This window comes from Streptomyces sp. 2131.1 (genome assembly GCF_900105515.1).
Lineage (GTDB): Bacteria > Actinomycetota > Actinomycetes > Streptomycetales > Streptomycetaceae > Streptomyces > Streptomyces drozdowiczii.
The window spans coordinates 2560524-2584730 of sequence record NZ_FNSY01000001.1 but is presented as its reverse complement, the minus strand read 5'-3'; the positions used below and the strand labels follow the sequence as shown (position 1 = coordinate 2584730).

Annotated in this window: 23 protein-coding genes; 14 read left to right on the top strand and 9 right to left on the bottom strand. The window is 72.1% G+C overall.

Annotated features, from left to right (window positions below):
* Nucleotides 1–73 precede the first annotated feature (73 nt).
* The 3 genes from BLW14_RS11420 to hutH all read left to right on the top strand — a co-directional run bounded on the left by BLW14_RS11420 (nt 74) and on the right by hutH (nt 3784).
* Nucleotides 74–886, top strand: a complete 813-nt coding sequence (locus tag BLW14_RS11420) for an enoyl-CoA hydratase/isomerase family protein (RefSeq protein WP_093706828.1) — start codon at nt 74–76, stop codon at nt 884–886.
* Between the two features lie 86 nt (nt 887–972).
* On the top strand, nt 973–2151 hold the full coding sequence (locus BLW14_RS11415) for a GGDEF domain-containing protein (RefSeq protein WP_093706826.1): 1179 nt from the start codon (nt 973–975) through the stop codon (nt 2149–2151).
* An 88-nt stretch (nt 2152–2239) separates the two neighbouring features.
* On the top strand, nt 2240–3784 hold the full coding sequence (gene hutH / locus BLW14_RS11410) for a histidine ammonia-lyase (protein ID WP_093706824.1): 1545 nt from the start codon (nt 2240–2242) through the stop codon (nt 3782–3784).
* Nucleotides 3785–3854: 70 nt separating this feature from the next.
* Here the strand turns inward: hutH and BLW14_RS11405 are convergent, their stop codons facing one another.
* A complete protein-coding gene (locus BLW14_RS11405; RefSeq protein ID WP_093706822.1) occupies nt 3855–4130 on the bottom strand; it encodes an LPXTG cell wall anchor domain-containing protein in 276 nt (91 codons plus the stop codon).
* A gap of 161 nt (nt 4131–4291) precedes the next feature.
* On the opposite strand from BLW14_RS11405, the gene BLW14_RS11400 reads away from it, so the two are divergent.
* From BLW14_RS11400 to BLW14_RS11385, 4 genes are all read left to right on the top strand, one after another.
* Entirely contained in the window at nt 4292–4696 is a 405-nt protein-coding gene (locus BLW14_RS11400; RefSeq protein ID WP_177154211.1) for a hypothetical protein, read from the top strand.
* A gap of 230 nt (nt 4697–4926) precedes the next feature.
* On the top strand, nt 4927–6177 hold the full coding sequence (locus tag BLW14_RS11395) for a L,D-transpeptidase (protein WP_177153953.1): 1251 nt from the start codon (nt 4927–4929) through the stop codon (nt 6175–6177).
* Between the two features lie 160 nt (nt 6178–6337).
* On the top strand, nt 6338–7807 hold the full coding sequence (locus BLW14_RS11390) for an ABC transporter permease (RefSeq protein ID WP_093706816.1): 1470 nt from the start codon (nt 6338–6340) through the stop codon (nt 7805–7807).
* Nucleotides 7808–7839: 32 nt separating this feature from the next.
* A complete protein-coding gene (locus BLW14_RS11385) occupies nt 7840–8523 on the top strand; it encodes an ABC transporter ATP-binding protein (protein WP_093706814.1) in 684 nt (227 codons plus the stop codon).
* Nucleotides 8524–8651: 128 nt separating this feature from the next.
* Here the strand turns inward: BLW14_RS11385 and BLW14_RS11380 are convergent, their stop codons facing one another.
* The gene (locus BLW14_RS11380) at nt 8652–9266 is read right to left on the bottom strand and encodes an RDD family protein (RefSeq protein WP_371128067.1); all 615 of its coding nucleotides are present in this window, start codon (nt 9264–9266) and stop codon (nt 8652–8654) included.
* A 445-nt stretch (nt 9267–9711) separates the two neighbouring features.
* On the opposite strand from BLW14_RS11380, the gene gdhA reads away from it, so the two are divergent.
* Nucleotides 9712–11091: an NADP-specific glutamate dehydrogenase gene (gdhA, locus tag BLW14_RS11375; RefSeq protein ID WP_093706811.1), complete on the top strand. Its 1380-nt coding sequence runs from the start codon at nt 9712–9714 to the stop codon at nt 11089–11091.
* Between the two features lie 61 nt (nt 11092–11152).
* Here the strand turns inward: gdhA and msrA are convergent, their stop codons facing one another.
* Entirely contained in the window at nt 11153–11818 is a 666-nt protein-coding gene (msrA, locus tag BLW14_RS11370; RefSeq protein ID WP_093706809.1) for a peptide-methionine (S)-S-oxide reductase MsrA, read from the bottom strand.
* Between the two features lie 94 nt (nt 11819–11912).
* Entirely contained in the window at nt 11913–13019 is a 1107-nt protein-coding gene (locus BLW14_RS11365) for a hypothetical protein (protein ID WP_093706807.1), read from the bottom strand.
* 66 nt (nt 13020–13085) lie between these two features.
* Here BLW14_RS11365 and BLW14_RS11360 point away from each other — a divergent pair, with 66 nt between their 5' ends.
* On the top strand, nt 13086–14231 hold the full coding sequence (locus BLW14_RS11360; protein WP_093706806.1) for a cystathionine gamma-synthase: 1146 nt from the start codon (nt 13086–13088) through the stop codon (nt 14229–14231).
* Nucleotides 14232–14285: 54 nt separating this feature from the next.
* On the opposite strand, the gene BLW14_RS11355 is transcribed toward BLW14_RS11360, so the two are convergent.
* Together BLW14_RS11355 and BLW14_RS11350 are read right to left on the bottom strand one after the other, a co-directional pair.
* The gene (locus tag BLW14_RS11355) at nt 14286–14477 is read right to left on the bottom strand and encodes a DUF1059 domain-containing protein (protein WP_093706804.1); all 192 of its coding nucleotides are present in this window, start codon (nt 14475–14477) and stop codon (nt 14286–14288) included.
* Nucleotides 14478–14564: 87 nt separating this feature from the next.
* A complete protein-coding gene (locus BLW14_RS11350; protein ID WP_093706802.1) occupies nt 14565–15095 on the bottom strand; it encodes a MarR family winged helix-turn-helix transcriptional regulator in 531 nt (176 codons plus the stop codon).
* A gap of 156 nt (nt 15096–15251) precedes the next feature.
* Between BLW14_RS11350 and ilvA the strand changes: the two genes are divergently transcribed.
* The 3 genes from ilvA to BLW14_RS11335 all read left to right on the top strand — a co-directional run bounded on the left by ilvA (nt 15252) and on the right by BLW14_RS11335 (nt 18443).
* Complete coding sequence (gene ilvA, locus BLW14_RS11345; RefSeq protein WP_093706800.1) at nt 15252–16481, top strand: threonine ammonia-lyase; 1230 nt, start codon at nt 15252–15254, stop codon at nt 16479–16481.
* A gap of 112 nt (nt 16482–16593) precedes the next feature.
* Complete coding sequence (locus tag BLW14_RS11340) at nt 16594–17580, top strand: ATP-binding cassette domain-containing protein (protein ID WP_093706798.1); 987 nt, start codon at nt 16594–16596, stop codon at nt 17578–17580.
* The gene (locus BLW14_RS11335; RefSeq protein WP_093706797.1) at nt 17577–18443 is read left to right on the top strand and encodes an ABC transporter permease; all 867 of its coding nucleotides are present in this window, start codon (nt 17577–17579) and stop codon (nt 18441–18443) included. The genes BLW14_RS11340 and BLW14_RS11335 overlap by 4 nt, the downstream gene beginning before the upstream one ends.
* 69 nt (nt 18444–18512) lie before the next feature.
* Here BLW14_RS11335 and greA read toward each other — a convergent pair whose 3' ends face one another.
* Both greA and BLW14_RS11325 read right to left on the bottom strand, forming a co-directional pair.
* Entirely contained in the window at nt 18513–19010 is a 498-nt protein-coding gene (greA, locus tag BLW14_RS11330; RefSeq protein WP_018519089.1) for a transcription elongation factor GreA, read from the bottom strand.
* A gap of 183 nt (nt 19011–19193) precedes the next feature.
* Entirely contained in the window at nt 19194–19610 is a 417-nt protein-coding gene (locus BLW14_RS11325) for a DUF4307 domain-containing protein (RefSeq protein WP_018519088.1), read from the bottom strand.
* 152 nt (nt 19611–19762) lie between these two features.
* Between BLW14_RS11325 and mca the strand changes: the two genes are divergently transcribed.
* Both mca and BLW14_RS11315 read left to right on the top strand, forming a co-directional pair.
* The gene (mca, locus tag BLW14_RS11320) at nt 19763–20644 is read left to right on the top strand and encodes a mycothiol conjugate amidase Mca (protein ID WP_093706795.1); all 882 of its coding nucleotides are present in this window, start codon (nt 19763–19765) and stop codon (nt 20642–20644) included.
* Nucleotide 20645: 1 nt separating this feature from the next.
* The gene (locus BLW14_RS11315; protein ID WP_093706793.1) at nt 20646–20879 is read left to right on the top strand and encodes a hypothetical protein; all 234 of its coding nucleotides are present in this window, start codon (nt 20646–20648) and stop codon (nt 20877–20879) included.
* 45 nt (nt 20880–20924) lie between these two features.
* Here the strand turns inward: BLW14_RS11315 and BLW14_RS11310 are convergent, their stop codons facing one another.
* Nucleotides 20925–24104 (bottom strand): tetratricopeptide repeat protein, encoded by a 3180-nt coding sequence (locus BLW14_RS11310; RefSeq protein ID WP_093706791.1) that lies wholly within the window; start codon nt 24102–24104, stop codon nt 20925–20927.
* Nucleotides 24105–24207 lie beyond the last annotated feature (103 nt).

The following is a 24207-nucleotide window of genomic DNA, read 5'->3' as shown; positions in this document are numbered from 1 at the left end:
GTTCCGCACACCCCTTCGGGGCGGAGCCCTAGGATCCCTCGGGTAACGCTCGTTAACCGACAGGGGTGCAGCTATGACCGTCACGTCCGAGCAGCGGTTCGGGGAGTTCGTCGCCGTACGGGTCCACGAGGGCCTGGAGCACGTCGCCGAGCTGGTCCTCGACCGGCCGAAGGCCATGAACGCGGTGTCCACGGACATGGCCCGCTCCATCGGTGCTGCCTGTGACGCGCTCGCCGCCGACCGGGACGTACGGGTCACCGTCCTCACCTCCAGCCACGAGCGGGCCTTCTGCGTGGGCGCGGACCTCAAGGAGCGGAACTCCCTCACCGACGCCGAGCTGGTCCGCCAGCGGCCCACCGCGCGCGCCGCCTACACCGGGGTGCTTGAGCTGCCCATGCCGACGATCGCCGCGGTGCACGGCTTCGCGCTGGGCGGCGGCTTCGAGCTGGCGCTGTCCTGCGACCTGATCGTCGCCGACCCGACCGCCGTGGTGGGCCTGCCCGAGGTCTCCGTCGGCGTCATCCCGGGCGGCGGCGGCACCCAGCTGCTGCCCCGCCGGGTCGGGGCCGCGCGCGCCGCCGAACTGATCTTCAGCGCCCGCCGGGTGCCCGGCGCCGAGGCGCGCGAGCTGGGCCTGGTCGATGAGCTGGTGGCGGAGGGTGAGGACCGGGCCGAGGCGCTGGCCCTGGCCGGCCGGATCGCCGCGAACTCGCCGGTCGGGCTGCGCGCGGCCAAGCGGGCCCTGCGGCTCGGGCACGGGCTGGACCTGCGGGCGGGCCTGGAGGTAGAGGACTCCGCGTGGCGGTCGGTGGCCTTCTCCGGGGACCGGGCGGAGGGCGTGGCCGCGTTCAACGAGAAGCGGAAGCCGAACTGGCCCGGCGAGTGACCCTGGGTATCCATTTCCGGGTCGACTGGTCACGCTCCGGAGTCGTCGAGTGATCGCGCAGCCCATATCGCCCCTAAACTGACGCAATGGGTGGTGACGACGCACGGCTGCGGGCTGTGGTTTCGCTGGCGCAGACGATGGCTGCCGCGCACGACCCCCGGGGGTGCTGGCGAGCGGCCGCCCTGGGGGCCTGCGAGGCGCTGGGCGGCAGCTTCGCCGCGCTCTCGGTCTGGGAGCGCGACCGCGGGCAGCTGCGCGTCCTGGTCAACGCGGGGGCGCGGGCCGAGGGCGAGGAGGAGTTCCCCGATGAGGAGGTCTACCCCGTCCACCGGTTCCCGGAGATCACCGAGTTCCTGCACGAGCGGTGGGCCGGGGGCGGCGAGCCGGACGCCTGGGTGGAGACCGCCGAGGGGCCGGTGGAGGGCGAGCCCGGCCCCGGGGCGGCCGGGGCGCACGGATACGGGCCCGGCTACTGCCACCAGCGCGTGGCGGCCCTGCGCCGTCGCGGGCGGGGCTGCTGCGTGGTCGCGCCGATCGTGCTGCACGGGCGGGCCTGGGGCGAGCTGTACGTGGCGCGGCCGACGGGGGAGCCGGTGTTCGGGCGGGCGGACGCCGACTTCGCCACCGTGCTGGCCGCCGTGGTGGCCGCCGGGCTCGCCCAGACCGAGCGCCTGGAGGAGGTCCGCAAGCTCGCCTTCACCGACCCGCTGACCGGCCTCGCCAACCGCAGGGCCGTCGACATGCGGCTGGACGAGGCGGTGGAGCGTCACCGGGCGGACGGGGCGGTGATCAGCCTGGTGGTCTGCGACCTGAACGGGCTGAAGTGGGTGAACGACACCCATGGCCACGCGGTCGGCGACCGGCTGCTGGAACGTTTCGGCTCGGTGCTCTCGCGGTCCGCGGCCATACTGCCCGGGGCGCTGGCGGCCCGGCTGGGCGGTGACGAGTTCTGCCTGCTTGCGGTGGGCCCCGAGGCGGACGAGGTGGTCGCCGTCGCCGCCGAACTGTGCGAGCGCGCGGCCGGGCTCGAACTCGGCAACGGGGTCGCCTGCGGGATCGCGTCCACCGGCGACCCCATCGGGCCCGAGGTCTCGGCCCGGCGGCTGTTCCGGCTGGCGGACGCGGCCCAGTACCGGGCGAAGGCGGCCCGCTCCGCGCGCCCGGTGGTGGCGGGGCGGGACGGCGAGGTCATCCGGCTGGCCGACTCCCCGCCGAAGTCCCCGCACGACCGCCGCCGGCTGCGCGGGAACCACCCCGAGCCGTGACCCGTACGCCCGCGCCCGGCGTAAGGGGTCAACCCGCCTTCCACTGGTGACATGAAGGGTTTCAATCCGTACGCTGCTGAATATGGATATGCATACAGTCGTGGTGGGGACGTCCGGTACCACTGCTCAGGACGTCATCGCCGTGGCCCGCGGCAACGCCCGTGTCGAGCTCTCCGCCGACGCGGTGGCCGCGCTGGCCGCCGCGCGCGAGATCGTGGACGCGCTCGCAGCCAAGCCCGAGCCGGTCTACGGCGTCTCGACCGGCTTCGGCGCCCTGGCCAGTCGGCACATCAGCCCGGAGCTGCGCGCTCAGCTCCAGCGCAACATCGTGCGCTCGCACGCCGCCGGCATGGGCCCGCGCGTCGAGCGGGAGGTCGTCAGGGCGCTGATGTTCCTCCGGCTGAAGACGGTCGCCTCCGGCCACACCGGCGTACGCCCCGAGGTCGCGCAGACCATGGCCGACGTGCTGAACGCCGGGATCACGCCCGTCGTCCACGAGTACGGCTCGCTCGGCTGCTCCGGCGACCTCGCGCCCCTGTCGCACTGCGCGCTGGCCCTGATGGGCGAGGGCGACGCGGAGGGCCCCGACGGCACCGTCCGCCCGGCCGGCGAGCTGCTCGCCGCGCACGGCATCACCCCGGTCGAGCTGCGCGAGAAGGAGGGCCTGGCCCTCCTCAACGGCACCGACGGCATGCTCGGCATGCTGGTCATGGCCCTCGCCGACCTGCGGACGCTCTACACCTCGGCCGACGTCACCGCGGCCCTCTCCCTGGAGGCCCTGCTCGGCACGGACAAGGTCCTCGCCCCCGAGCTGCACGCCATCCGCCCGCACCCCGGCCAGGGCGCCAGCGCGGACAACATGCTGCGGGTCCTCGCGGGCTCCGGCCTCACAGGTCACCATCAGGACGACGCGCCGCGCGTCCAGGACGCCTACTCGGTGCGGTGCGCGCCGCAGGTCAACGGGGCCGGCCGGGACACCCTCGCGTACGCCGCGACCGTCGCCGACCGCGAGCTGGCCTCCGCCGTGGACAATCCGGTGGTCCTTCCCGATGGCAGGGTGGAGTCGAACGGCAACTTCCACGGCGCGCCCGTCGCCTACGTACTGGACTTCCTGGCCATCGCCGCCGCGGACCTGGGCTCGATCACCGAGCGCCGGACCGACCGGCTGCTCGACAAGAACCGCTCGCACGGGCTGCCGCCGTTCCTGGCGGACGACGCGGGTGTCGACTCGGGGCTGATGATCGCCCAGTACACCCAGGCCGCCCTGGTCAGCGAGATGAAGCGGCTCGCCGTCCCGGCCTCCGCCGACTCCATCCCGTCCTCCGCGATGCAGGAGGACCACGTCTCCATGGGCTGGTCGGCCGCGCGCAAGCTGCGTACCGCCGTCGGCAACCTCGCCCGGATCGTCGCCGTCGAGCTGTACGCGGCGACCCGTGCGGTCGAGCTGCGCGCCCAGCAGGGCCTGACCCCGGCCCCGGCCACGCTCGCCGTCATCGAGGCGCTGCGGGCGGCCGGTGTCGAGGGCCCGGGGCCGGACCGCTTCCTGTCGCCGGACCTGGCCGCCGCCGACGCCTTCGTGCGGGCGGGCGGAGTGGTCTCGGCCGTGGAGCCGGTCACAGGACCGCTGGCCTAGGGTTCGCACGGCCCGAAACGGGGAGGCGGCCACCGGACCGGTCCGGTGGCCGCCTCCCCGTATCCGCGTGTCAGAGAGCGGGCCTCGGGCCCGTGCGGCGGGACGAGTACGTCACGAAGCCCGCGCCGATGCCCAGGAAGGCCACCCCGCCGAGCAGATACGGCGTGGTGCCCGTGCCGGTCTCGGCGAGCGTCGCCGCGTCCGCGTCCCCGCCCGCCCTCGTCGTGCTGCTGCCGGGCGCGCTGCCCGTATCGTCCGTGGCATTGGCCGACGGGACGAACCACAGGGCGCACAGCAGTGTCCCGGCGGCGGTGGCGGTCAGAAGCGGGCGACGGGTGATGGCCACGGAAAACGGTCCCCTTTTGCGACGGCCGGGAGTCCGGCTCGTTCCGATGCTAGTGAACGCAGCGGGTCGCGGGGAAGGCGTGACGGCCGGGACTTACGCTCCGCCCCATGAGCACTTCCGAGACATCTGGATCATCGCGTTTCGTCCGGCTGAGGGTGGACATGGTGGTGGAGATCACCGACCCCGACGCCCTCGCCGGGACGGCCCTGGAGAGCCTCGCGGCGGAGTACGGCGAACCCGGCGGCGAGGACGCCGAGGAACGCACGCATGCCGAGGCTGCGGTACGGGAAGACGGAGCGGAGGCCCTCGCCTCGCTGATCGACCCGTTCGACCTGGTGGGGGAGGTGCCCGGGGTCGAGCTGGCCCAGGCCTCCTGGAGCAGCGAGAGCATCGACTACGACCCCGACGACCCGGACGGATGGGACCTCGACGAGGGCGGGGACGAGGACGGCGACGAGGGGTACGAGGAGGGCTTCGGACAGGACGTGATCGGCGGGGGCGCCCCGGGCGTCCCGCACAATGGAAGTGAGGCCGACGGCAACGGCGGCACCGAGCGGCGGGTCTGACCTGTGGGAACACGGCCCCGGCCCGCTCGTGGCGGACCGGGGCCGGTCCGTGCCGCGGAAGCGGGAACCACCGCCCCCGGCACGGCGTCGATGAGTGGTGTTCCCCACACATTCGACGGACGTGGAACGGGAATCCCGTACAAGGGGTTCTTGGAACATTGACGGGGTTTCGCCGGTAGGCGGCCTTGCTCGGGGTTTTTGGGGATTCGGCAACGATGGAGAAGCGTGTGATGACGGACAGCAAGCGGCGCAAGGGCCTGATGGCCGCGTCCGCACTGCTCGGCGGCGTACTGGTGCTTTCCGCCTGTGACGACGGCGGCGACAAGGGCGGTCCCAGCCCCGAGAGCTCCAAGTCCCAGGCGGCCGACGTCGACAAGGCGGCGGCCCAGGAGACTTCCGAGGCCCAGATAGCGATCTCGCCCAAGAACGGCGCGGCCAACGCGAGCATCAACAACGCCGCCAAGGTCACCGTCACCAAGGGCAAGCTGACCGCCGTCACGATGACCAGCGCGGACGGCAAGAGCGTCAAGGGCACCCTCTCCGCCGACGGCACGAGCTGGAAGCCGGACGCCCAGCTGGAGCGCTCGACCACCTACAAGGTCAGCGCGACGGCGCAGGACTCCAAGGGCCGCGAGGCCCACGAGAACTCCTCCTTCACCACCGTCTCGCCCGACAAGAGCTTCATCGGGAACTTCACCCCCGAGGACGGCTCCACCGTCGGCGTCGGCATGCCCGTCTCGATCAACTTCAACAAGCCGATCACCGACACCAAAGCCGTCCAGGACGGCATCAAGGTGACGTCCAGCAGCGGCCAGGAAGTCGTCGGCCACTGGTTCAACAACCAGCGCCTCGACCTGCGCCCCGAGAACTACTGGCAGGCCGGCTCGACCGTCACCCTGAAGCTGTCCCTCGACGGCGTCGAGGGCGCGGACGGTGTCTACGGCGTGCAGCAGAAGACGGTCACCTTCAAGGTCGGCCGCAACCAGGTCTCCACGGTGGACGCCAAGACCCACACGATGACCGTCACCCGGGACGGCAAGACGATCAAGACCATCCCGATCTCCGCCGGTTCGCCCGACAACCCGACGTACAACGGCCAGATGGTGATCTCCGAGAAGTACAAGGAGACCCGGATGGACGGTTCGACCGTCGGCTTCACGGACGACGACGGCAAGGGCGAGTACGACATCAAGGACGTGCCGCACGCCATGCGGCTGTCCACGTCGGGCACCTTCATCCACGGCAACTACTGGGGCAAGGGCATCTTCGGCAGCGTCAACACCAGCCACGGCTGCGTCGGCCTCCAGGACGTCAAGGGCGCCGGTGACGCCAACCAGCCCGCCGCGTGGTTCTACAACAACTCCATGATCGGTGACGTCGTCATCGTGAAGAACTCCCCCGACAAGACCATCCAGCCCTCCAACGGCCTCAACGGCTGGAACCTGAGCTGGGCCGAGTGGACGGCGGGCTCCAACGCCTGACCGGCCCATCCCCGGCCGCATCCCCACCCCGTACGCCGAAGGCGGCGGCACCACGACCCCAACCGGGCCCGGTGCCGCCGCCTTCGGCGTACACACTGTTCTCATCCCGCTCTCATGGTGGCCTTAACCCACCATCACGAGGCGTTCCTAGCCTCGCGCCATGTTCTTCACCTACCTCCGGCGCGAGCTGCGCCGCCGCAGAAAGGCGGCGCTCGTCGTCGCCTCCGGGCTCGCCCTCGGTATTGCGCTGGTCATCATCGTCAGCTCGGTCTCCTCGGGCATGAGCAAGGCCCAGGACAAGGTCCTGGAATCGCTGTACGGGCTCGGCACGGACATGACCGTCACCAAGGCGGCCACGGCGCCCAAGTCCGGTTCCACCGGCCGCCCCAAGTTCGAGTTCGACGCCAAGGACAGCGACGACGACGCGACCCAGAGCACCGACCGGGTCATGGTCCAGGGCTTCCAGACCCTGGCCTCCTCCACCGTCGGCAAGGTCGGCAAGCAGGACGGCGTCGCCGGTGCGGTGGGCGGGCTGAGCCTGTCCGTCATGAAGGTGGACGGGCAGTTCAAGCGCGGCGAGTTCCAGCAGGAGGGCGGCACGAGCCAGGGCGGCGGACGCGGACCCGGCGGCGGGAGCGGCCAGCCGCAGGGCGAGGTCAGGGGCGGCGGCGCCTCCTTCGACGTCAACTCCTACACGGTGTACGGCACCGACGTCACCCAGCAGGACCTCGGCCCGCTCACCTCGTCGAAGATCACCTCCGGCCGTACGTTCAAGACGACCGAGACCAACGCGAAGGTGGCCGTCGTCGACTCCGCCTACGCCAAGGAGAAGACCCTCTCCACCGGTAAGACGGTGACCATCCACGGCACCGAGTTCACGATCGTCGGCGTCTCGACGGCCGACAGCGGCGACGCGGCCGCCAACCTCTACATCCCGCTCCAGCAGGCGCAGACCCTCTCCGACTCGAAGAACAAGGTCACCACGGTCTACGTGAAGGCCGCGGACTCGCAGAAGATCGACAGCGTCAAGTCGGCCATCCAGAAGAACATCTCGGGCACCACGGTCACCACCTCGGCCGATCTCGCGGACACCGTCTCCGGCTCTCTGTCCACCGCGTCCGACCTGGCCGCCGGCGTCGGCAAGTGGCTCTCCATCGCCGTCCTGGTCGCCGCGTTCCTCGTCGCCGGGCTCCTCACCTCCTCCGCCGTCAGCCGCCGGGTGCGCGAGTTCGGCACGCTCAAGGCCCTCGGCTGGAAGAGCGGCCGGGTCACCCGCCAGGTCATCGGGGAGGCCTTGGTCAACGGCCTGATCGGCGGTGTCCTCGGCATCGGGATCGGCCTGGCCGGCGCCTACGCGGTCACCGCCGTCAGCCCCACCCTCACCGCGGAGCTCGGCTCCTCCGGCGGCGGTGGCGGGATGCGCGGCGGCATGATGGGCGGCGGCGGGCCCGGCTTCGGCCGGCAGAGCGCCTCCAAGGCCCTCGACATCGCGCTGACCGCGCCCGTCTCCCTCTCCATCATCCTGATCGCCGTCGCCCTGGCCGTGGCGGGCGGGCTGATCGCGGGCGCCTTCGGCGGCTGGCGCGCGTCCCGGCTGCGCCCGGCGGACGCGCTGCGCCGCGTCGAGTAGCCCGCACCCCACACCCCGTCAGGAGAACCCCCATGTACACGCTTCAAGGCGTCACCAAGCAGTACAGGCGCGGCAAGTCCACCGTGCACGCCCTCGCCGGCGTCGACCTCACCATCGAGGACGGCGGCCGCCTGGTCATCCAGGGCCCCACCGGCGGCGGCAAGTCCACCCTGCTCCAGATGCTCGGCGGCCTGGACCGCCCCACGGCGGGCAGCATCGAGCTCGACGGGATGGACCTGGCCAGGCTCAGCGAGGCCAAGCTCACCAAGGTGCGCGCCCAGAACATCGGCTTCGTCTTCCAGAGCTTCAACCTCATCCCGACGCTCACCGCGCAGGAGAACGTGGAGACCGCGCTCGTCCCCCTCGGCGTCAAGGCGGCCGAGCGGCGCAGAAGAGCCGCCGAGGCGCTGGACTCCGTCGGGCTCGGCGAGCGCCTCGGCCATGTCCCCGGCGAGATGTCCGGCGGCCAGCAGCAGCGCGTCGCCATCGCCCGGGCCCTGGTCAAGCAGCCCAAGGTGCTCCTCGCCGACGAGCCCACCGGCAACCTCGACGAGTCCATGCGCGACGAGATCATGGAGGTCCTGGAGGCCCTGTGGAAGGAGCACGGGCTCACCTTCATCATGGTCACCCACGACAGCTCCATCGCCCGCCGCGCCCCGCGTCTGGCCACCATCCGCAAGGGCGAGGTCACCATCACGGAGAACGCCGCGGCCTGACCCGCCCCGCACCCGTCCCCGACCGCCGCCGGCGGGCCCCGCGCCCCCGGCGGCGGTGCCCGCCCCGCACCCGTCCCCGACCGCCGCCGGCGGGCCCCGCGCCCCCGGCGGCGGTGCCCGGCCCGGGCTCAGTACAGGCCCCGGGCCGCCGCCGCCCGGCCTTCCGTGAGGGCCCTGCGGTACGCCACGAGGTCGCCCCGGCGCACCTGGCGCAGCCCGAGCGGGTCCGCGTACGAGACGCCCTCCTCGCACGTCCGCACCAGCGGGCAGCCGGCCTCGTCCCGCTGCCCGCTGGTGCGCAGCCCGTACCAGGGGCGCAGCGGCAGCCAGGCCAGTCCGTAGAGCCAGCGCCGCACCAGCGGGCCGGGGCCGGGGCGCCGGACGTCCGGCAGGCTCACGACCCGGATGCCCATGATCAGCTTGCCCGCGCCCGCACCGAGGAACGCGGTGAGCACGACCTGGTTGACGAACGACAGCACCAGCACCGGGACGGCCAGCAGGGCGGCGGCCTCGGGCAGGGACGCGGTGTCCACATACGGCCTGGCCAGCAGCCCGGCCGTGAGCACGCACAGATAGCAGTCCAGGCCCACGGCGAGGCAGCGGCGCATCTCGCCGGCGCGCGGGGGCGTGCGCGGTCCGGGCCGCGAGGGCCCGGCGTGGCCGCTGTACCCGGACAGGGCGGGCGGTCCGGCCCCGGCGGGCCCACGAGGACTGAGATCTCGGCTCCCCCGTAAGGATGTCATGACCGAATCATGTCTGATGAACCGTCATCAGGTCCCGGGGCGTTTCGTATTACCTGTCGGGGCCGGCGGGGCCGCCACGTCACCCCGATGGCGTAACGGCTGGATTTCCGAAGGCTCACCGTCGACCCCGAGCGACTGTGAGTTTCACCACTTCGGCGGTGTGGCCGACGCGGCCGCAACTCGGCCATTCACGCCCGGAACCGGCCGCGCACAAGGCCGTTGGCCAGGTCCGTGGCGCACGGACGCCCGATCACGATGTGGATGCCACGGGCCGGGGAGCGGGCCCACTGGGAGAATCGGTACGCCACGACGGTCCTGTACGCCGCAGTCGCGAGCGCGGTACGCGCGACGTTCCGGCGACGCCCTCAATGGGGAGGGGGACCTGGCGCCCCTCGGGACGGGGGCGCTCCCGCGTATGAGCCGACCCATGGAAGGTCTTGATCAGATGCCGGTCACCTCTCACTCCGCCACCTCGCACGCCGCCGAGAACCGCATCATCGAGCCGTTGTACGCCGAGGTCCTCCGCCGCAACCAGGGCGAGAAGGAGTTCCACCAGGCGGTCCGGGAGGTCCTGGAGACTCTCGGTCCCGTGCTGGCCCAGCGGCCGGAGTTCGTGGACGCCCGCGTCATCGAGCGCATATGCGAGCCGGAGCGCCAGCTGATCTTCCGCGTGCCGTGGTCGGACGACTCGGGCGACATCCACGTCAACCGCGGCTTCCGCGTCGAGTTCTCCAGCCTGCTCGGCCCGTACAAGGGCGGACTGCGCTTCCACCCCTCGGTCAACCTCGGCATCGTGAAGTTCCTCGGCTTCGAACAGATCTTCAAGAACGCCCTCACCGGCATGCCCATCGGCGGCGGCAAGGGCGGCGCGGACTTCGACCCGAAGGGCCGCTCGGACGCCGAGATCATGCGGTTCTGCCAGTCCTTCATGACCGAGCTCCACCGCCACGTCGGCGAGTACACCGACGTGCCCGCCGGTGACATCGGGGTCGGCGGCCGCGAGATCGGCTACCTCTTCGGCCAGTACAAGCGGATCACCAACCGCCACGAGTCCGGCGTCCTCACCGGCAAGGGCCTCGGCTGGGGCGGCGCCCTCGTCCGCACCGAGGCGACCGGCTACGGCTGCGTCATGTTCACCGCCGAGATGCTGCGCAGCCGCGGCGAGTCCCTGGACGGCCAGCGCATCGCCGTCTCCGGCTCCGGCAACGTCGCGATCTACGCCATCGAGAAGGCCCAGCAGCTCGGCGCGACCGTCGTCACCGCCTCCGACTCCGGCGGCTACGTCGTCGACGACAAGGGCATCGACCTCGACCTCCTCAAGGAGATCAAGGAGCGCGGCCGCGGCCGCATCTCCGAGTACGCCGAGCGGCGCGGCGCCCACGTGAGGTACGTCGAGGGCACCGGCGTCTGGAGCGTCCCCGTCGACGTGGCCCTGCCCTGCGCCACCCAGAACGAGCTGCACGAGGCCGACGCGCTCGCCCTCGTCCGCAACGGCGTCAAGGCGGTCGCCGAGGGCGCCAACATGCCCACCACCCCCGAGGCCGTCCGCGTCTTCCAGGACGCCGGTGTTGCCTTCGCCCCCGGCAAGGCGGCCAACGCGGGCGGCGTGGCCACCAGCGCCCTGGAGATGCAGCAGAACGCCTCGCGCGACTCCTGGACCTTCGCCCACACGGAGCAGCGCCTCGCGGAGATCATGCGTCACATCCACGACTCCTGCTACACCACCGCCGAGCGCTACGGCAGCCCCGGCAACTACGTGGTCGGCGCCAACATCGCCGGCTTCGAACTGGTCGCGGACGCGATGCTCGCGCAGGGCCTGATCTGACCGGGGCCCACGACGCGCGGAAGCGGCCGGGAGACACGTCTCCCGGCCGCTTCCGTCTCTCTCAGCTCTCCGCCGGGGCCACGCCCACCGGGCAGGAGACGCCCGTGCCGCCGATGCCGCAGTAGCCGGCCGGGTTCTTGTCCAGGTACTGCTGGTGGGCCGCTTCGGCGGGGTAGAAGGGGCGGCCGTCGGCCGGGAGGATCTCCGTGGTGATCTCACCGTGGCCGGATGCCGTCAGGACCTTCTGGTACGCCTCGCGGGAGGCCGCGGCGGCCGCCGCCTGGTCCGGGGTGTGGGTGTAGACCGCGGACCGGTACTGCGTACCCACGTCGTTGCCCTGGCGGAAGCCCTGGGTCGGGTCGTGGGACTCCCAGAACAGCTTCAGCAGCTCCGGGTACGTGACCACGGACGGGTCGTACACGACGCGGACGGCCTCCGTGTGGCCGGTGAGGCCCGAGCAGACCTCCTCGTACGCGGGGTTCTCCGTGTAGCCGCCCTGGTAGCCGACGAGCGTCGTCCAGACGCCGTCCGTCTGCCAGAACTTGCGCTCGGCGCCCCAGAAACAGCCGAGACCGAAGTCCGCGACCGCCAGGCCCTCCGGGTACGGGCCCAGCAGCGGGTTGCCCAGGACGGTGTGGCGGGGCGGGACGGTGAACTCGGGGACGGGACGGCCGCGCAGGGCCTCCTCCCGGGTGGGGAGCTGGGGGGTGCGGCGGTGCAGGAACATGCGGGGGCTCCTCCTGGGTCGGCGTGCTGTCCGTACAACGCTCCGGGGCCCCCGCGGATTCCTGGCGGGCTCAGCGCCCGCCCGCCGGACGGCCCTAGTGCGGCAGGGACGCCGGGCTGCCGCCGTTCGCCTCGTAGCCCGCGACCGCCAGCGCCCGGTACACCGCGTACTCGGCGGCCGGGTCCTCGCTCGCCGTCCACGGCAGCGCGCCCACGAATCCGTCGACGCGGACCAGCTGGTGCACCGCCTCCGACCAGCGCTCCATCCGGACCAGGAACAGCACCAGCAGATGGCGCACGTGCGGCAGCATCGGGTCGTCGGCGCGCGCCGCGTGCACCGCGAACATCGCGCCCTCCACGGCCCTGGTCACGACCTGGCTCCGGTAGAAGCCGCTCACCAGATTGACCTCGGGCAGGTGCTCGTACACCGCGAACAGCGGCAGCCCGGCCAGCAGCGAGCCCTGCGGGGCACGCGCGGCGGCGGCCGTCGCGAAGCGGTCGGCCTCCTCGCGCGAACCGTGCCACCGCTCGCTCCAGAAGTGCAGCGCCGCGATGTGCGCGCCCATGTGCGCCGGCGCCCGGTCGATGATCTTCGCCCACAACTGGTCGAACTCCTCGCCGGAGTAACCCAGTCCGCGCGCGACCGCCAGCTCCACGATGTACGGGACCGGATCGCCCGGGGCCAGCAGGGCGGCCTCGCCGATCACCTTGCGGGCCTCCTCCAGGACGATCCGGAAGTCGTCCGTGCCCGCCGTGGACGAGCGCCACGCCTGCTGCACCAGGAACTCCGCGTGCACCGCCGCGGCGCCCGCGTCCTTCGGCGCCTCCGCGCGCCACTTGCGCAGCCACGAACCGCCGACGCCCGGCTGTCGCAGCAGCTCCAGCGAGGCCGCCCCGGCGAACGCCTGTACCCGCTGCCAGCGCAGCTCACCGTCCTTCGGCGTCCCGGCCAGCAGCTGGGAGGCGGCCCGCCACTCCTGCGTGTGCTGCACGACCTCCAGCACGTCCAGCAGGTCCTGGTCGGGCCCGGGCGTCCGGACGTCCAGCTCCTCCTGGCGTACGAAGCCGTAGTCCTGCGGGTCGGCGGCGTCGGGGGAGCCGGGCGCGGCCAGCCGGATACCGCCGCCGCGCCGCCGCAGCACGTACGGGCCGATCGCGGCGGTCAGCAGGCACAGCGCGAGCAGGAACCACAGAATCTCCATGCCCCCATTGTCACCGGACGGCCAGGTGGGCCGTGAGCCCCCTCGCGACGAACTACGCTCGGCCCCATGAGCGACCAGCACAGCTTCGAAACCCGCGCGATCCACGCGGGGAACACCGCCGACCCCCTCACCGGCGCCGTGGTCCCGCCCATCTACCAGGTGTCCACGTACAAGCAGGACGGCGTGGGCGGGCTGCGCGGCGGTTACGAGTACAGCCGCAGCGCCAACCCGACGCGTACCGCCCTGGAGGAGAACCTCGCGGCCCTGGAGGGCGGCCGGCGCGGCCTCGCCTTCGCCTCCGGCCTCGCCGCCGAGGACTGCCTGCTCCGTACGCTGCTGACCCCCGGCGACCACGTGGTCATCCCGAACGACGCCTACGGCGGCACGTTCCGGCTGTTCGCGAAGGTCGCCTCGCGCTGGGGCGTGGAGTTCTCCGTCGCCGACACCTCGGACGTGGCGGCGGTCCGCGCCGCGATCACCCCGCGCACCAAGGCGGTCTGGGTGGAGACCCCGTCCAACCCGCTGCTCGGCATCACCGACATCGCCGCCGTCGCCCAGGTCGCCCGCACCGCCGGGGCGCGCCTCGTGGTCGACAACACCTTCGCCAGCCCCTACCTCCAGCAGCCGCTGGCGCTGGGCGCGGACGTGGTGGTGCACTCCACCACCAAGTACATGGGCGGCCACTCGGACGTCGTCGGCGGCGCGCTGATCGTCAACGACCCGGATCTGGCCGACGAGTTGGTCTACCACCAGAACGCGATGGGCGGCGTGGCCGGCCCGTTCGACGCCTGGCTGGTGCTGCGCGGCATCAAGACGCTCGCCGTGCGCATGGACCGCCACAGCGAGAACGCCACCAAGGTCGCCGACCTGCTGACCCGGCACCCCAAGGTCACCCAGGTCCTCTACCCCGGCCTGCCCGAACACCGGGGCCACGAGGTCGCCGCCAAGCAGATGCGGGCCTTCGGCGGCATGGTGTCCTTCCGCGTCGAGGGCGGCGAGGAGGCGGCGGTCGAGGTCTGCAACCGGGCGAAGCTGTTCACCCTGGGCGAGTCCCTGGGCGGCGTCGAATCGCTCCTTGAGCACCCGGGCCGGATGACGCACGCCTCGGCGGCGGGCTCCCCGCTGGAGGTCCCGGCCGACCTGGTCCGCCTCTCCGTCGGCATCGAGAACGCGGACGACCTGCTCGCGGACCTGACGCAGGCGCTGGGCTGAGCAAGTGAAAGGGCGGGACCGGAATCGCCGGTCCCGCCCGCGTACGGCAGCCGTTCAGGTGGAGGCCGGTTCGTCCTCCAGCGTCGCCCTGACCTGTTCACGCAGCTCGGGGCCGTCGGTGTGCTGGTGGACGGAGACGGCGTGCTCGCTCGCGGCCCGCACCACTTCCTCCTCCTCGCCGGCGATCGTCAGCGAGCAGTTCGACTCACTCGGATACTTGCGGCAGTCGGCGATCTTCCTGGTCATGGCAGCCTCCTGACCATTCCTTTCCAGGGTAGTCCGGGATGCCGCAGCCCTCGCGTTCACCGACCCTCCGGCGGCGCGCAAGGGTGTTCAGCCCGCCGGGGTCGTCTGGTGCGCCGCCTGCCGGGCCGCCAGCGCCGCGTTGAACCGGGTGAGCAGCGCGCAGAACGTGTCACGCTCCTCCTCGCTCCACCCGTCCGTCACCTGCGACATCAACTCCCGCCGCGAGCCCCGGACCTCGTCCAGCCGGGCCTGGCCGCGCGGGGAGAGCTGGAGCACGACCGCGCGCCCGTCCTCCGGGTGCGAGGTGCGCTTGACCAGGCCGGTGTCCACCAGCGGCGCGACCTGCCGGGTCACCGTGGACGAGTCGATCCCCATCCCGGCGGCCAGCGCCTTGACGCCCATCGGCCCTTCCCGGTCCAGCCGGTTCAGCAGCAGGTACGCCGCCCGGTCCATCGAGTTGCGCACCTGGCCCACCCCGCCGAGGCGGGTCTGCTCGGCCCGGCGGGCGAAGACGGCCACCTGGTGCTGGAGGCTGTCGAGAACGTGGTCGGGACCCGGGATTTCCGGGGCTGCGCCCCCGGAAGGAGACGAGGCGGTCGTCATGTCCTGAGGGGGCATGTCCGGGGGCTCTCTTCGTGCGGTGTCGGATGGGTGGGGGACAGAGTACGCGGCCCCGGGGCAACGCGTACCAGTGCTGCACAAACCTGCGGACATCGGCGCAGGACGGCCCGGCAAGCGGCGGCCGGAGCCCCTGCGAGCTGCAAGACTTACGGTATGAACTTCCCGTCGCCCGGCAGCTTTCCCTCCGTGATCCTCGACGACGTGCGGGGAGCGCAGAAGATGCTCTCCGGCGTCTCCAGGGTCACCCCGCTGGAAGGCAGCCGCCATCTCTCCGGCCTGGTGGGCGCGCCCGTCCTGTTCAAGTGCGAGAACCTCCAGCGGACCGGCTCGTTCAAACTGCGGGGCGCCTACGTACGCATCTCGGGACTCACCCCGGTCGAACGCGCCTCGGGCGTCGTGGCCGCGAGTGCCGGAAACCATGCGCAGGGTGTCGCCCTCGCGTCTGCGCTCCTCGGCGTACGCTCCACGGTCTTCATGCCGGTCGGGGCGCCGCTGCCGAAGGTCGCCGCCACCCGCGAGTACGGGGCCCGGGTCCGGCTGCACGGCACCGTCGTCGACGAGACCCTGGCCGCCGCGCAGGAGTACGCCCGCGAGACCGGCGCGGTCTTCATCCACCCCTTCGACCACGCCGACATCATCGCCGGACAGGGCACCGTCGGCCTGGAGATCCTGGAGCAGTGCCCCGAGGTCCGCACCATCGTCGTCGGGGTCGGCGGCGGCGGACTCGCGGCCGGTATCGCCGTCGCGGTCAAGGCGGTCCGCCCCGACGTGCGGATCATCGGCGTCCAGGCGGCCGGCGCCGCCTGCTACCCGCCGTCCCTCGCGGCCGACCGCCCCGTCTCCATCGGCACCCTCCAGACCATGGCGGACGGCATCAAGGTCGGACGCCCGGGCGATGTGCCGTTCGCCCTGGTCAGGGAGCTGGTCGACGAGGTGCGCACGGTCTCCGAGGACGAGCTGTCCAGCGCCCTGCTGCTCTGCCTGGAACGCGCCAAGATGGTCGTCGAACCCGCCGGGGCGAGCCCGGTCGCCGCACTGCTCAGCGACCCCAAGTCGTTCCACGGGCCCGTGGTCGCCCTGCTCTCCGGCGGCAACGTGGACCCGCTGCTGATGCAGCGCATCCTCACCCACGGCATGGCGGCGGCCGGCCGCTACCTCAGCCTCAAGCTCCGCCTCACGGACCGGCCCGGCGCGCTGGCCACGATGCTCGGGGTGCTGTCGGTGGCCGACGCCAACGTGCTGGACATCAGCCACGCCCGTACCGACCCCAGGCTCGGCCTCACCGAGGCGGAGGTCGAACTCCAGCTGGAGACCAAGGGACCCGAGCACTGCGACGACGTGAGGGCCGCGCTGCGCGACGCGGGGTACCTGGTGATGGGCTGACAGGTGGGGGCCTTTCGACCCGGCTTGTGTGTTCATCGGGCACGGCGACCCCGGCAAACCTAGGATCTGGGGTCTGAGAGGTAGCCACCCGAACGCACTGGGGGAATCCCATATGCCAGGCGCCATCTACGCCGAAGGGCTCGTGAAGACCTTCGGAGACGTGCGAGCACTCGGCGGTGTCGACCTCGACGTGCCGGAAGGCACCGTCCTCGGCCTCCTCGGACCCAACGGGGCCGGCAAGACGACCGCCGTCCGCGTCCTGACCACACTGCTCAGGCCGGACAGCGGCAAGGCCTTCGTGGCGGGGATCGACGTACTGAAGAACCCCAACGAGGTGCGGCGCTCGATCGGGCTCTCCGGCCAGTTCGCCGCCGTCGACGAATACCTGACCGGCCGTGAGAACCTCCGCATGGTCGGCCAGCTGTACCAGATGAGCGGGCGCGCGGCGAAGGTCCGGGCGGGCGAACTGCTGGAGCGGTTCCACCTGACCGACGCGGCGGACCGCCCCGCCAAGACGTACTCGGGCGGCATGCGCCGCCGCCTCGACCTGGCGGCGGCGCTCGTCGTCTCCCCGCCGGTCATGTTCATGGACGAGCCGACGACCGGCCTCGACCCGCGCAACCGCCAGCAGCTCTGGGAGGTCATCGAGGAACTGGTCGCCGGCGGTACGACGCTGCTCCTCACCACGCAGTACCTGGAGGAGGCCGACCACCTCGCCCACGACATCTGCGTCATCGACCACGGCCGGGTCATCGCCCGCGGCACCTCCGACCAGCTCAAGGCCCGCACCGGCGGTGAGCGCGTCGAGGTCGTCGTGCACGACCCCGACGGGATCGAGCGGGCCCGCACCGTCCTCACCCGCCTCGGCAAGGGCGAGACCACGGTCCTGCCGCACATGCGCAAGCTGACCGTCCCGGTCGACGGCGGCGCCAAGCTCCTCGCCGAGGTCATCCGCGACCTCGACGCCCAGGGCGTGGAGATCGACGACATCGGGCTGCGCCGCCCCACCCTCGACGACGTGTTCATCTCCCTCACCGGGCACGCCGCCGAACAGGAGAAGAACGAGGCCGGGACCCCCGGAACGGAGACGGAGAAATGAGCGCCCTCAGCGAAACCGCCCGCACGGCCGCCCCACGGCCCGGCGGCGGCATCGGCCAGTCCGTCCGCGACTCCCTGGTCATCGGCAGGCGGAACCTGATCCGCATGACCCGGATCCCCGAGATGATCCTGTTCGGGATCATCCAGCCGGTCATGTTCGTGGTGCTGTTCACCTACGTCTTCGGCGGCTCGATCGCCATCCCGGGCGCCGGCGTCAGCGCCGGCGCGTACAAGGAATTCCTGATGGCCGGCATCTTCGCGCAGACCGTCACCTTCGCCACGGCGGGCGCCGGCGCGGGCATCGCGGAGGACATGCACAAGGGCCTCATCGACCGGTTCAGGTCGCTGCCGATGGCCCGGGGCGCGGTGCTGACCGGGCGGACCCTGGCAGACCTGGTGCAGACCGCCGTCACGCTCGTGGTCCTCGCGGGCGTCGCACTGCTCGTCGGCTGGCGCACCCACGAGAACATCGGCAAGGTCCTCGGCGGCTTCGGCCTGCTCCTGCTGCTCGGCTACGCGTTCACCTGGATCGGCGCGCTGATCGGCCTTTCCGTCCGCACCCCGGAGGCGGCCACCTCGGGCGGCCTGATCTGGCTCTTCCCGCTGACGTTCATCTCGAACGCCTTCGTGCCGGTCAACGGCATGCCGACCTTCCTGCAGTACGTCGCCGAGTGGAACCCGTTCAGCGCGACGGTGGCGGCGGCCCGCGAACTGTTCGGCAACACGATCCCCGGCGTCCCGAAGTCCGTGACCGGTGCCTGGCCGATGGAGCACCCGGTCTGGGCCTCGCTGATCTGGTCCGTGCTGATCATCCTGGTCTTCCGGACCCTGGCCGTACGCAAGTACCGCTCGGTCGCCGTCTGAGGGGCCCGGACACGGAAGAGCCCCGGCCGCGTGGTGCGGCCGGGGCCTTCTGCTGTCCGGTGCGGGCGGTCAGCCGGTGTACGGCTTCGCCGACAGGATCTTCACCGTGGCGGTCTTGCCGTTCGGCAGCTCGTAATCGGCGTCCTCGCCCATCTTCTTGCCGTTCACGCCCACGCCGAGCGGCGACTGCGGCGAGTACGTCTCGATGTCCGCGCTCGCGTACTCGCGGGACGCCAGGAGGAAGGTCATCGTGTCGTCCTCGTCGCCGTCGAAGGCGATCGTCACGACCATGCCGGGCTCGACCACGCCGTCGTCGGCCGGCGCCTCGCCGACCTTCGCGTGTTCGAGGAGCTGGGTCAGCTGGCGCACCCGGAGCTCCATCTTGCCCTGCTCCTCCTTGGCCGCGTGGTACCCGCCGTTCTCACGCAGGTCCCCCTCCTCACGGGCCGCCGCGATCTTGACGGCGATCTCCGTGCGCGCGGGACCAGACAGGTACTCCAGCTCGGCCTTGAGCTGGTTGTACGCCTCCTGCGTGAGCCAGGTGACGTTTTCGCTGGTCTGGGTCACAGGGTGCTCCTCGTCGGTACTGGGAATACAAAGCAACGCCCTACCCGTGAGCATGCGCTCCTACGGGTGGGCGAAACCACGAGCCTAACAATTCACCGGGAAAAGGGGGAGAAGGTAAAACCCCGGACCGACGAAAACGCAGGTCGGAGCGGGTGAAATGGGGTTACGACGGGCGTGGGACGGTCAACTCGACGCCCCGCCGTCGTCCGTGCAGCCCAGAAGTTCGACGGCGGTCGCCCGGGACGTCGTGCGCAGGGTGAGGATCTCGTCGATCCGGCCGGTGTCACCGTCGAAACGGAAGTCCTTGCGGGCCACGTCCGTACCGTCCTCGCGCTGTGCGCGGAGCGTGCAGTAGCCCTTGGCACCGGCGTCCTTGCGGACCTCCAGGTGCACCTGGACCTGCTCGTCCGAGACCACCTTGAACTTGATCACCTCGGCGCTCAGGCCCTGCCCGGCCACATAGCCGTACCCGATCCAGCCGATCACGCCCAGCAGGACGGCGCCGAGCACCGCGCCGATGATCTTGAGCTTGCGGTCCGCGCGCCGGTCCGCGGAGCGGCCGTAGCGGTTCTCGGGAAGCGCCTCGCGCACCGCCGTCATGATCGTTCCTCCCGTGCCGGGGATCGAGGAATTTTCCACCCCCCGGTTCGGTCACTATAGAAGTTGCCCACCCGTCACCCGACCGCCGCCCCGAGACCGGCGTCCCTGCGGGACGGCACTTTTGATGACGACCAGTGACTGAGGATCGAGTCTTGACTGAGCAGCTTCGACTGATGGCCGTACACGCTCACCCCGACGACGAGTCGAGCAAGGGCGCGGCCACCATGGCCAAGTATGTGTCCGAGGGGGTGGACGTGCTGGTCGTGACCTGCACGGGAGGCGAGCGCGGCTCCATCCTCAACCCGAAACTCCAGGGTGACGCGTACATCGAGGAGAACATCCACGAGGTGCGCCGGAAGGAGATGGACGAGGCCCGGGAGATCCTGGGCGTCAAGCAGGAGTGGCTCGGCTTCGTCGACTCCGGCCTGCCCGAGGGCGACCCGCTGCCGCCGCTGCCCGACGGCTGCTTCGCGCTGGAGGACGAGACCGTCGCGGCGGGCCGCCTCGTCGCGAAGATCCGCGCGTTCCGGCCGCAGGTCATCACCACGTACGACGAGAACGGGGGCTACCCGCACCCCGACCACATCATGACCCACACCATTTCGATGATCGCCTTCGAGGGCGCGGCGGACACCGAGAAGTTCCCCGAGGCGGAGTTCGGCCCCGCCTGGACGCCGCAGAAGCTCTACTACAACCAGGGCTTCAACCGGCCGCGCACCGTCGCCCTGCACGAGGCGCTCCTCGCCCGCGGCCTGGAGTCCCCGTACGGGGACTGGCTGAAGCGCTGGAAGGAGTTCGAGCGCGCCGAACGCACGCTGACCACGCACGTTCCGTGCGCGGACTTCTTCGAGATCCGCGACAAGGCGCTGATCGCGCACGCCACGCAGATCGATCCGGACGGCGGCTGGTTCCGCGTCCCGATGGACGTCCAGCGCGAGGTCTGGCCGACGGAGGAGTACGAACTGGCGAAGTCTCTCGTCGATACCTCCCTCCCCGAGAGCGACCTCTTCGCGGGCATCCGCGACAATGCCTGATATGTACGCGACTCAGGCACTGACGCACCTCGTCCCGCTCGCCGCCGACGAGCTCGACAAGAACAAGGTGACCCCCGGGGTCCTCGGCTTCATCGTCTTCGCCGCGCTCGCCGTGGGCGTGTGGGCGCTGATGAAGTCGATGAACCGGCACATGGGGCGGGTGAACTTCGAGGAGGAGCCTGCGCCGGCGGAGCCGGCTTCCGAGCCGGTGGCCGGGTCCGCGAAGCGGAAGTAGTACGGCGGGGCGCCTCGGTGCGCCCCGCCCGCAGGGTGGAACCGGTCACACCGTCACGCCCATGATCTCCCGCGTCCGGCGGGACGGGATCAGGTGCAGGGACCATGCCTGCCAGCCCGTCTCCAGGTCCGTGCCACGGTCCAGGATCACGCGGTACGTGTCCGTGCACTCGTTCACCTTGGGGTCCCGGGACGGGTGGGCGGCGGCGTGGAGGTCGGCCAGTTCCTGCTGGGCGACCACCGTGCCCACCTCGATGCCGCCGGGTGAGGCGTACGGCAGGAGCGTGCAGCGCAGGAAGCGCGCCCAGTCCGCGCCGCGCGCGTCCCCGTACGACTCGAACAGCCGGACCGCCTCGCCGCACAGCTCCAGGGCCTGGGGGGCCCGCTGGTTGCCCGCGTCGATCAGCGCGAGGTCCAGGCAGGTCCACGCCTCGCCGTGGGCGACCCCGATGCGCCGGAAGTCCGCCCGGGCGTCGACCAGCAGCTGGCGGGCGAAGCCGGAATTGCGCAGGTTCCCCGTCTGCGCGGCGCGCTGGTCGCGGGTGACGCGCCCCGAGTGGTGCCGCGCGCACGCGAGACCGTAGACGTCACGCATCCGCGAGAACATCGTGCGCGCCCGCTCCAGCTGACGGACGGCCTCGACGGTGTCGCCGGACTCCTCCAGCGCCTGGCCCAGGTAGTACAGCGTCCACGCCTCGCCCCGCGCGTCCTCGTTGTCGCGGTGGCGGGCCAGGGCCGCGGTCAGCTGCTCGACGGCCGGGCCCGCGTCGCCCGCCAGCAGCCGGGCCCGCGCCAGCTGGGTCGTCGCCCACGCCACACCGCGTTCGTCCCGGGTACGCCCGTACAGGTCGAGGGCGGTGCGCAGCGCGGTCTCGGCCTGCTCCACCTCGCCCAGGCGCAGCCGGACCTGGCCCGACTGGAACCGCGTCCACGCCTCGCCGTGCAGCGACTCGCCCTCGCGGTGCAGGGTGAGCGCGGTGTCCAGGAGGGCCACCGCCTCGGCCAGGTTGCCCCGGTCGCGCTCGACGGCGGCCAGCGCGTGCATCGACCAGGCCCGGTCCTCGTCCTGCCCCGCGGCGGACTGGAGCTCCATGGCCTCGCGCAGCCGGGCCGCCGCCTCGGTCAGGTTGCCCTGGTGGTGCAGCGTGATCCCGAGCGAGCACAGCGCCAGGGCGGTGCCGGAGTCGTTCTGCGCCTCGCGGTAGAGCCCGACGACGGAGGACAGCGTCGTGCGGGCCTTGTCCAGTTCGCCGAGCTGCCGGGCGGCGATGCCCGTACGCCATCGCACCGACCGTTCCAGCAGCCCTTGGTCGACGGCCTGGGTCAGCTCGCTTATCTCGCCCAGCCGGTAGAGGTCGCCGCGCAGCAGGCAGTAGTCGCACAGCGCGCCGAGCAGGGCGAGCACCGCTCCCTGGTCGACGCCCTCGGCGTGCCGCAGGGCCGAGGTGATGAAGCTCGACTCGTCGTCCAGCCAGCGCAGGGCCGCGTCCAGCGAGCCGAAGCCGTGCGAGCCGAACTGTCCGGCCCGGGTCGACATCTTGCCGTCCACCATCCGGATCACCGCCCCGGCCAGCTCCGCGTAGTTCACGATGAGGCGTTCCTGCGCGGCGGCGCGCTCGGCCGGCTCCTCCTCGTCGAGCAGCCGGGCCAGGGCGAAGCCGCGTACCAGGTCGTGCAGCCGGTAGCGGGAGCCGCGCACGTGGTCGATCAGACCGGCACCGGCCAGCGCCGTCAGCAGCCGGCCGGCCTCCTGCTCGTCGGCGGAGAGGAGGGCGGCGGCCGCCGCGGCGCCCAGGCTCGCCCGGCCGGCCAGCGCCAGGCGCCGCAGCAGCCGCCTCGCCTGCTCGGACTGGTCGGTGTAGCGCAGCCACAGGGCGCGCTCGACGGGCGCGACCGGACCGTACGCGGCGAGGTCGGCGGCCAGCACGTCCGCCGTACGCGCCCCGAGCGAGGAGCCCGCGATCCGCAGCGCCAGCGGCAGCCCGCCGCACAGCTCGGTGATCGCCTCGCTCGACGGATAGTCGTATGGCCCCGGCTCGGCCTCCTGCGACACCTCGCGCAGCAGCTCCTCCGCGCCGCCCGCACCCAGCGCCCCGACCTCCAGCCGGTGCACCCAGGCAGGCAGCGTGTCGGGCAGGTCGAGCGGCTCCGGGGCGGTGACCAGGACCAGGCTCTCGGAGCGTTCCGGGATCAGCGTGGCGACCTGCTCCGCGTCGCGGGCGTCGTCGAGGACGATCGTCACGGCCGTCCCGGTCAGATGCTGGTGGTACAGCTCGCCGAGCCGGCGCACCTGCTGATCGGCGGACGTGCTGTCCCGGAACAGCAGCTGCTCGCGGGGGGCGCCGAGCCGGTTCAGCAGGTGCAGCAGCGCGTCCCGGGTCGACAGCGGGGCCTCGCCCTCCGCGCCGCCCCGCAGGTCCACCACGCACGCGCCCTTGAACTGGTCCTTCAGCTCGTGCGCGGCCCGCACGGCGAGGGTGGTGCGCCCGGCGCCCGGCGGCCCGTGCAGCACGACGACGGTCGGCTTGGTCTCCGTCGAGGCGCGGGCCGCGTGCACCCACTGCCCGATACGGGCCAGTTCGGCCCGCCGCCCCGCGAACAGGCCGTCGGCGGCCGGGAGATGCCCGAACGACTGCTCCAGGAGCGAGCGCATCCGGGCGGCCGCGCTGCGGTCCCCGCCGCGCAGCGGGGTGCGTGCCTTGGCGGCGGCCTTCTTCGCCGGGGCGCGGGTGGTCGCGGCGAGCATCCGCTGCTGGTCCAGGAACGGCCGTATGCCCCGCACCTCAAGCGCCGACAGCCACTGGAGCCGCAACTCCTCGGTCCGGTCGGCCGGTTGCGCGGACGTCCGGTGCGAGGTGGTGGCCTTGGCGACGGTGGCGGTGGCCCCCGCCACGGCGACGACCGCCCCCGCGCCGAGCGCCAGCCCCGACGCCGTACCGAGCGCCACGTCGGCCCCGAAGGCGGCGGCCGCTGCGACTCCGGTGACCAGTAACGGCGTCGACAGGCTCTCCCGGCTGAACCGCTGCCCGCCCGCCGCGGCGTCGAGCGCCTGGACGTACGCCGCGTACTCCTCCGCCGCGCCGTCCGCGATGCCGTCGAGCGCGGCCCGGGCCCGGGTCAGCAGCACGGACGGGTCCGTCCCGCCGCCGGTGAGCCGCACCTCCTCCTCCACGGCCCGCACCAACAGCCGTTCGGCGTCCGCCCGGTGGTCGTCCCGCATCCGCATCTGTCGTCCCCCTCACACTCCGGTCCACGACGCCGGCCCGCGTTCCCCGGGCCGCCGCGAGGTACCAGTGTCCTTGGTGGGGGGCGCCTGCGCGAGGGAGTGG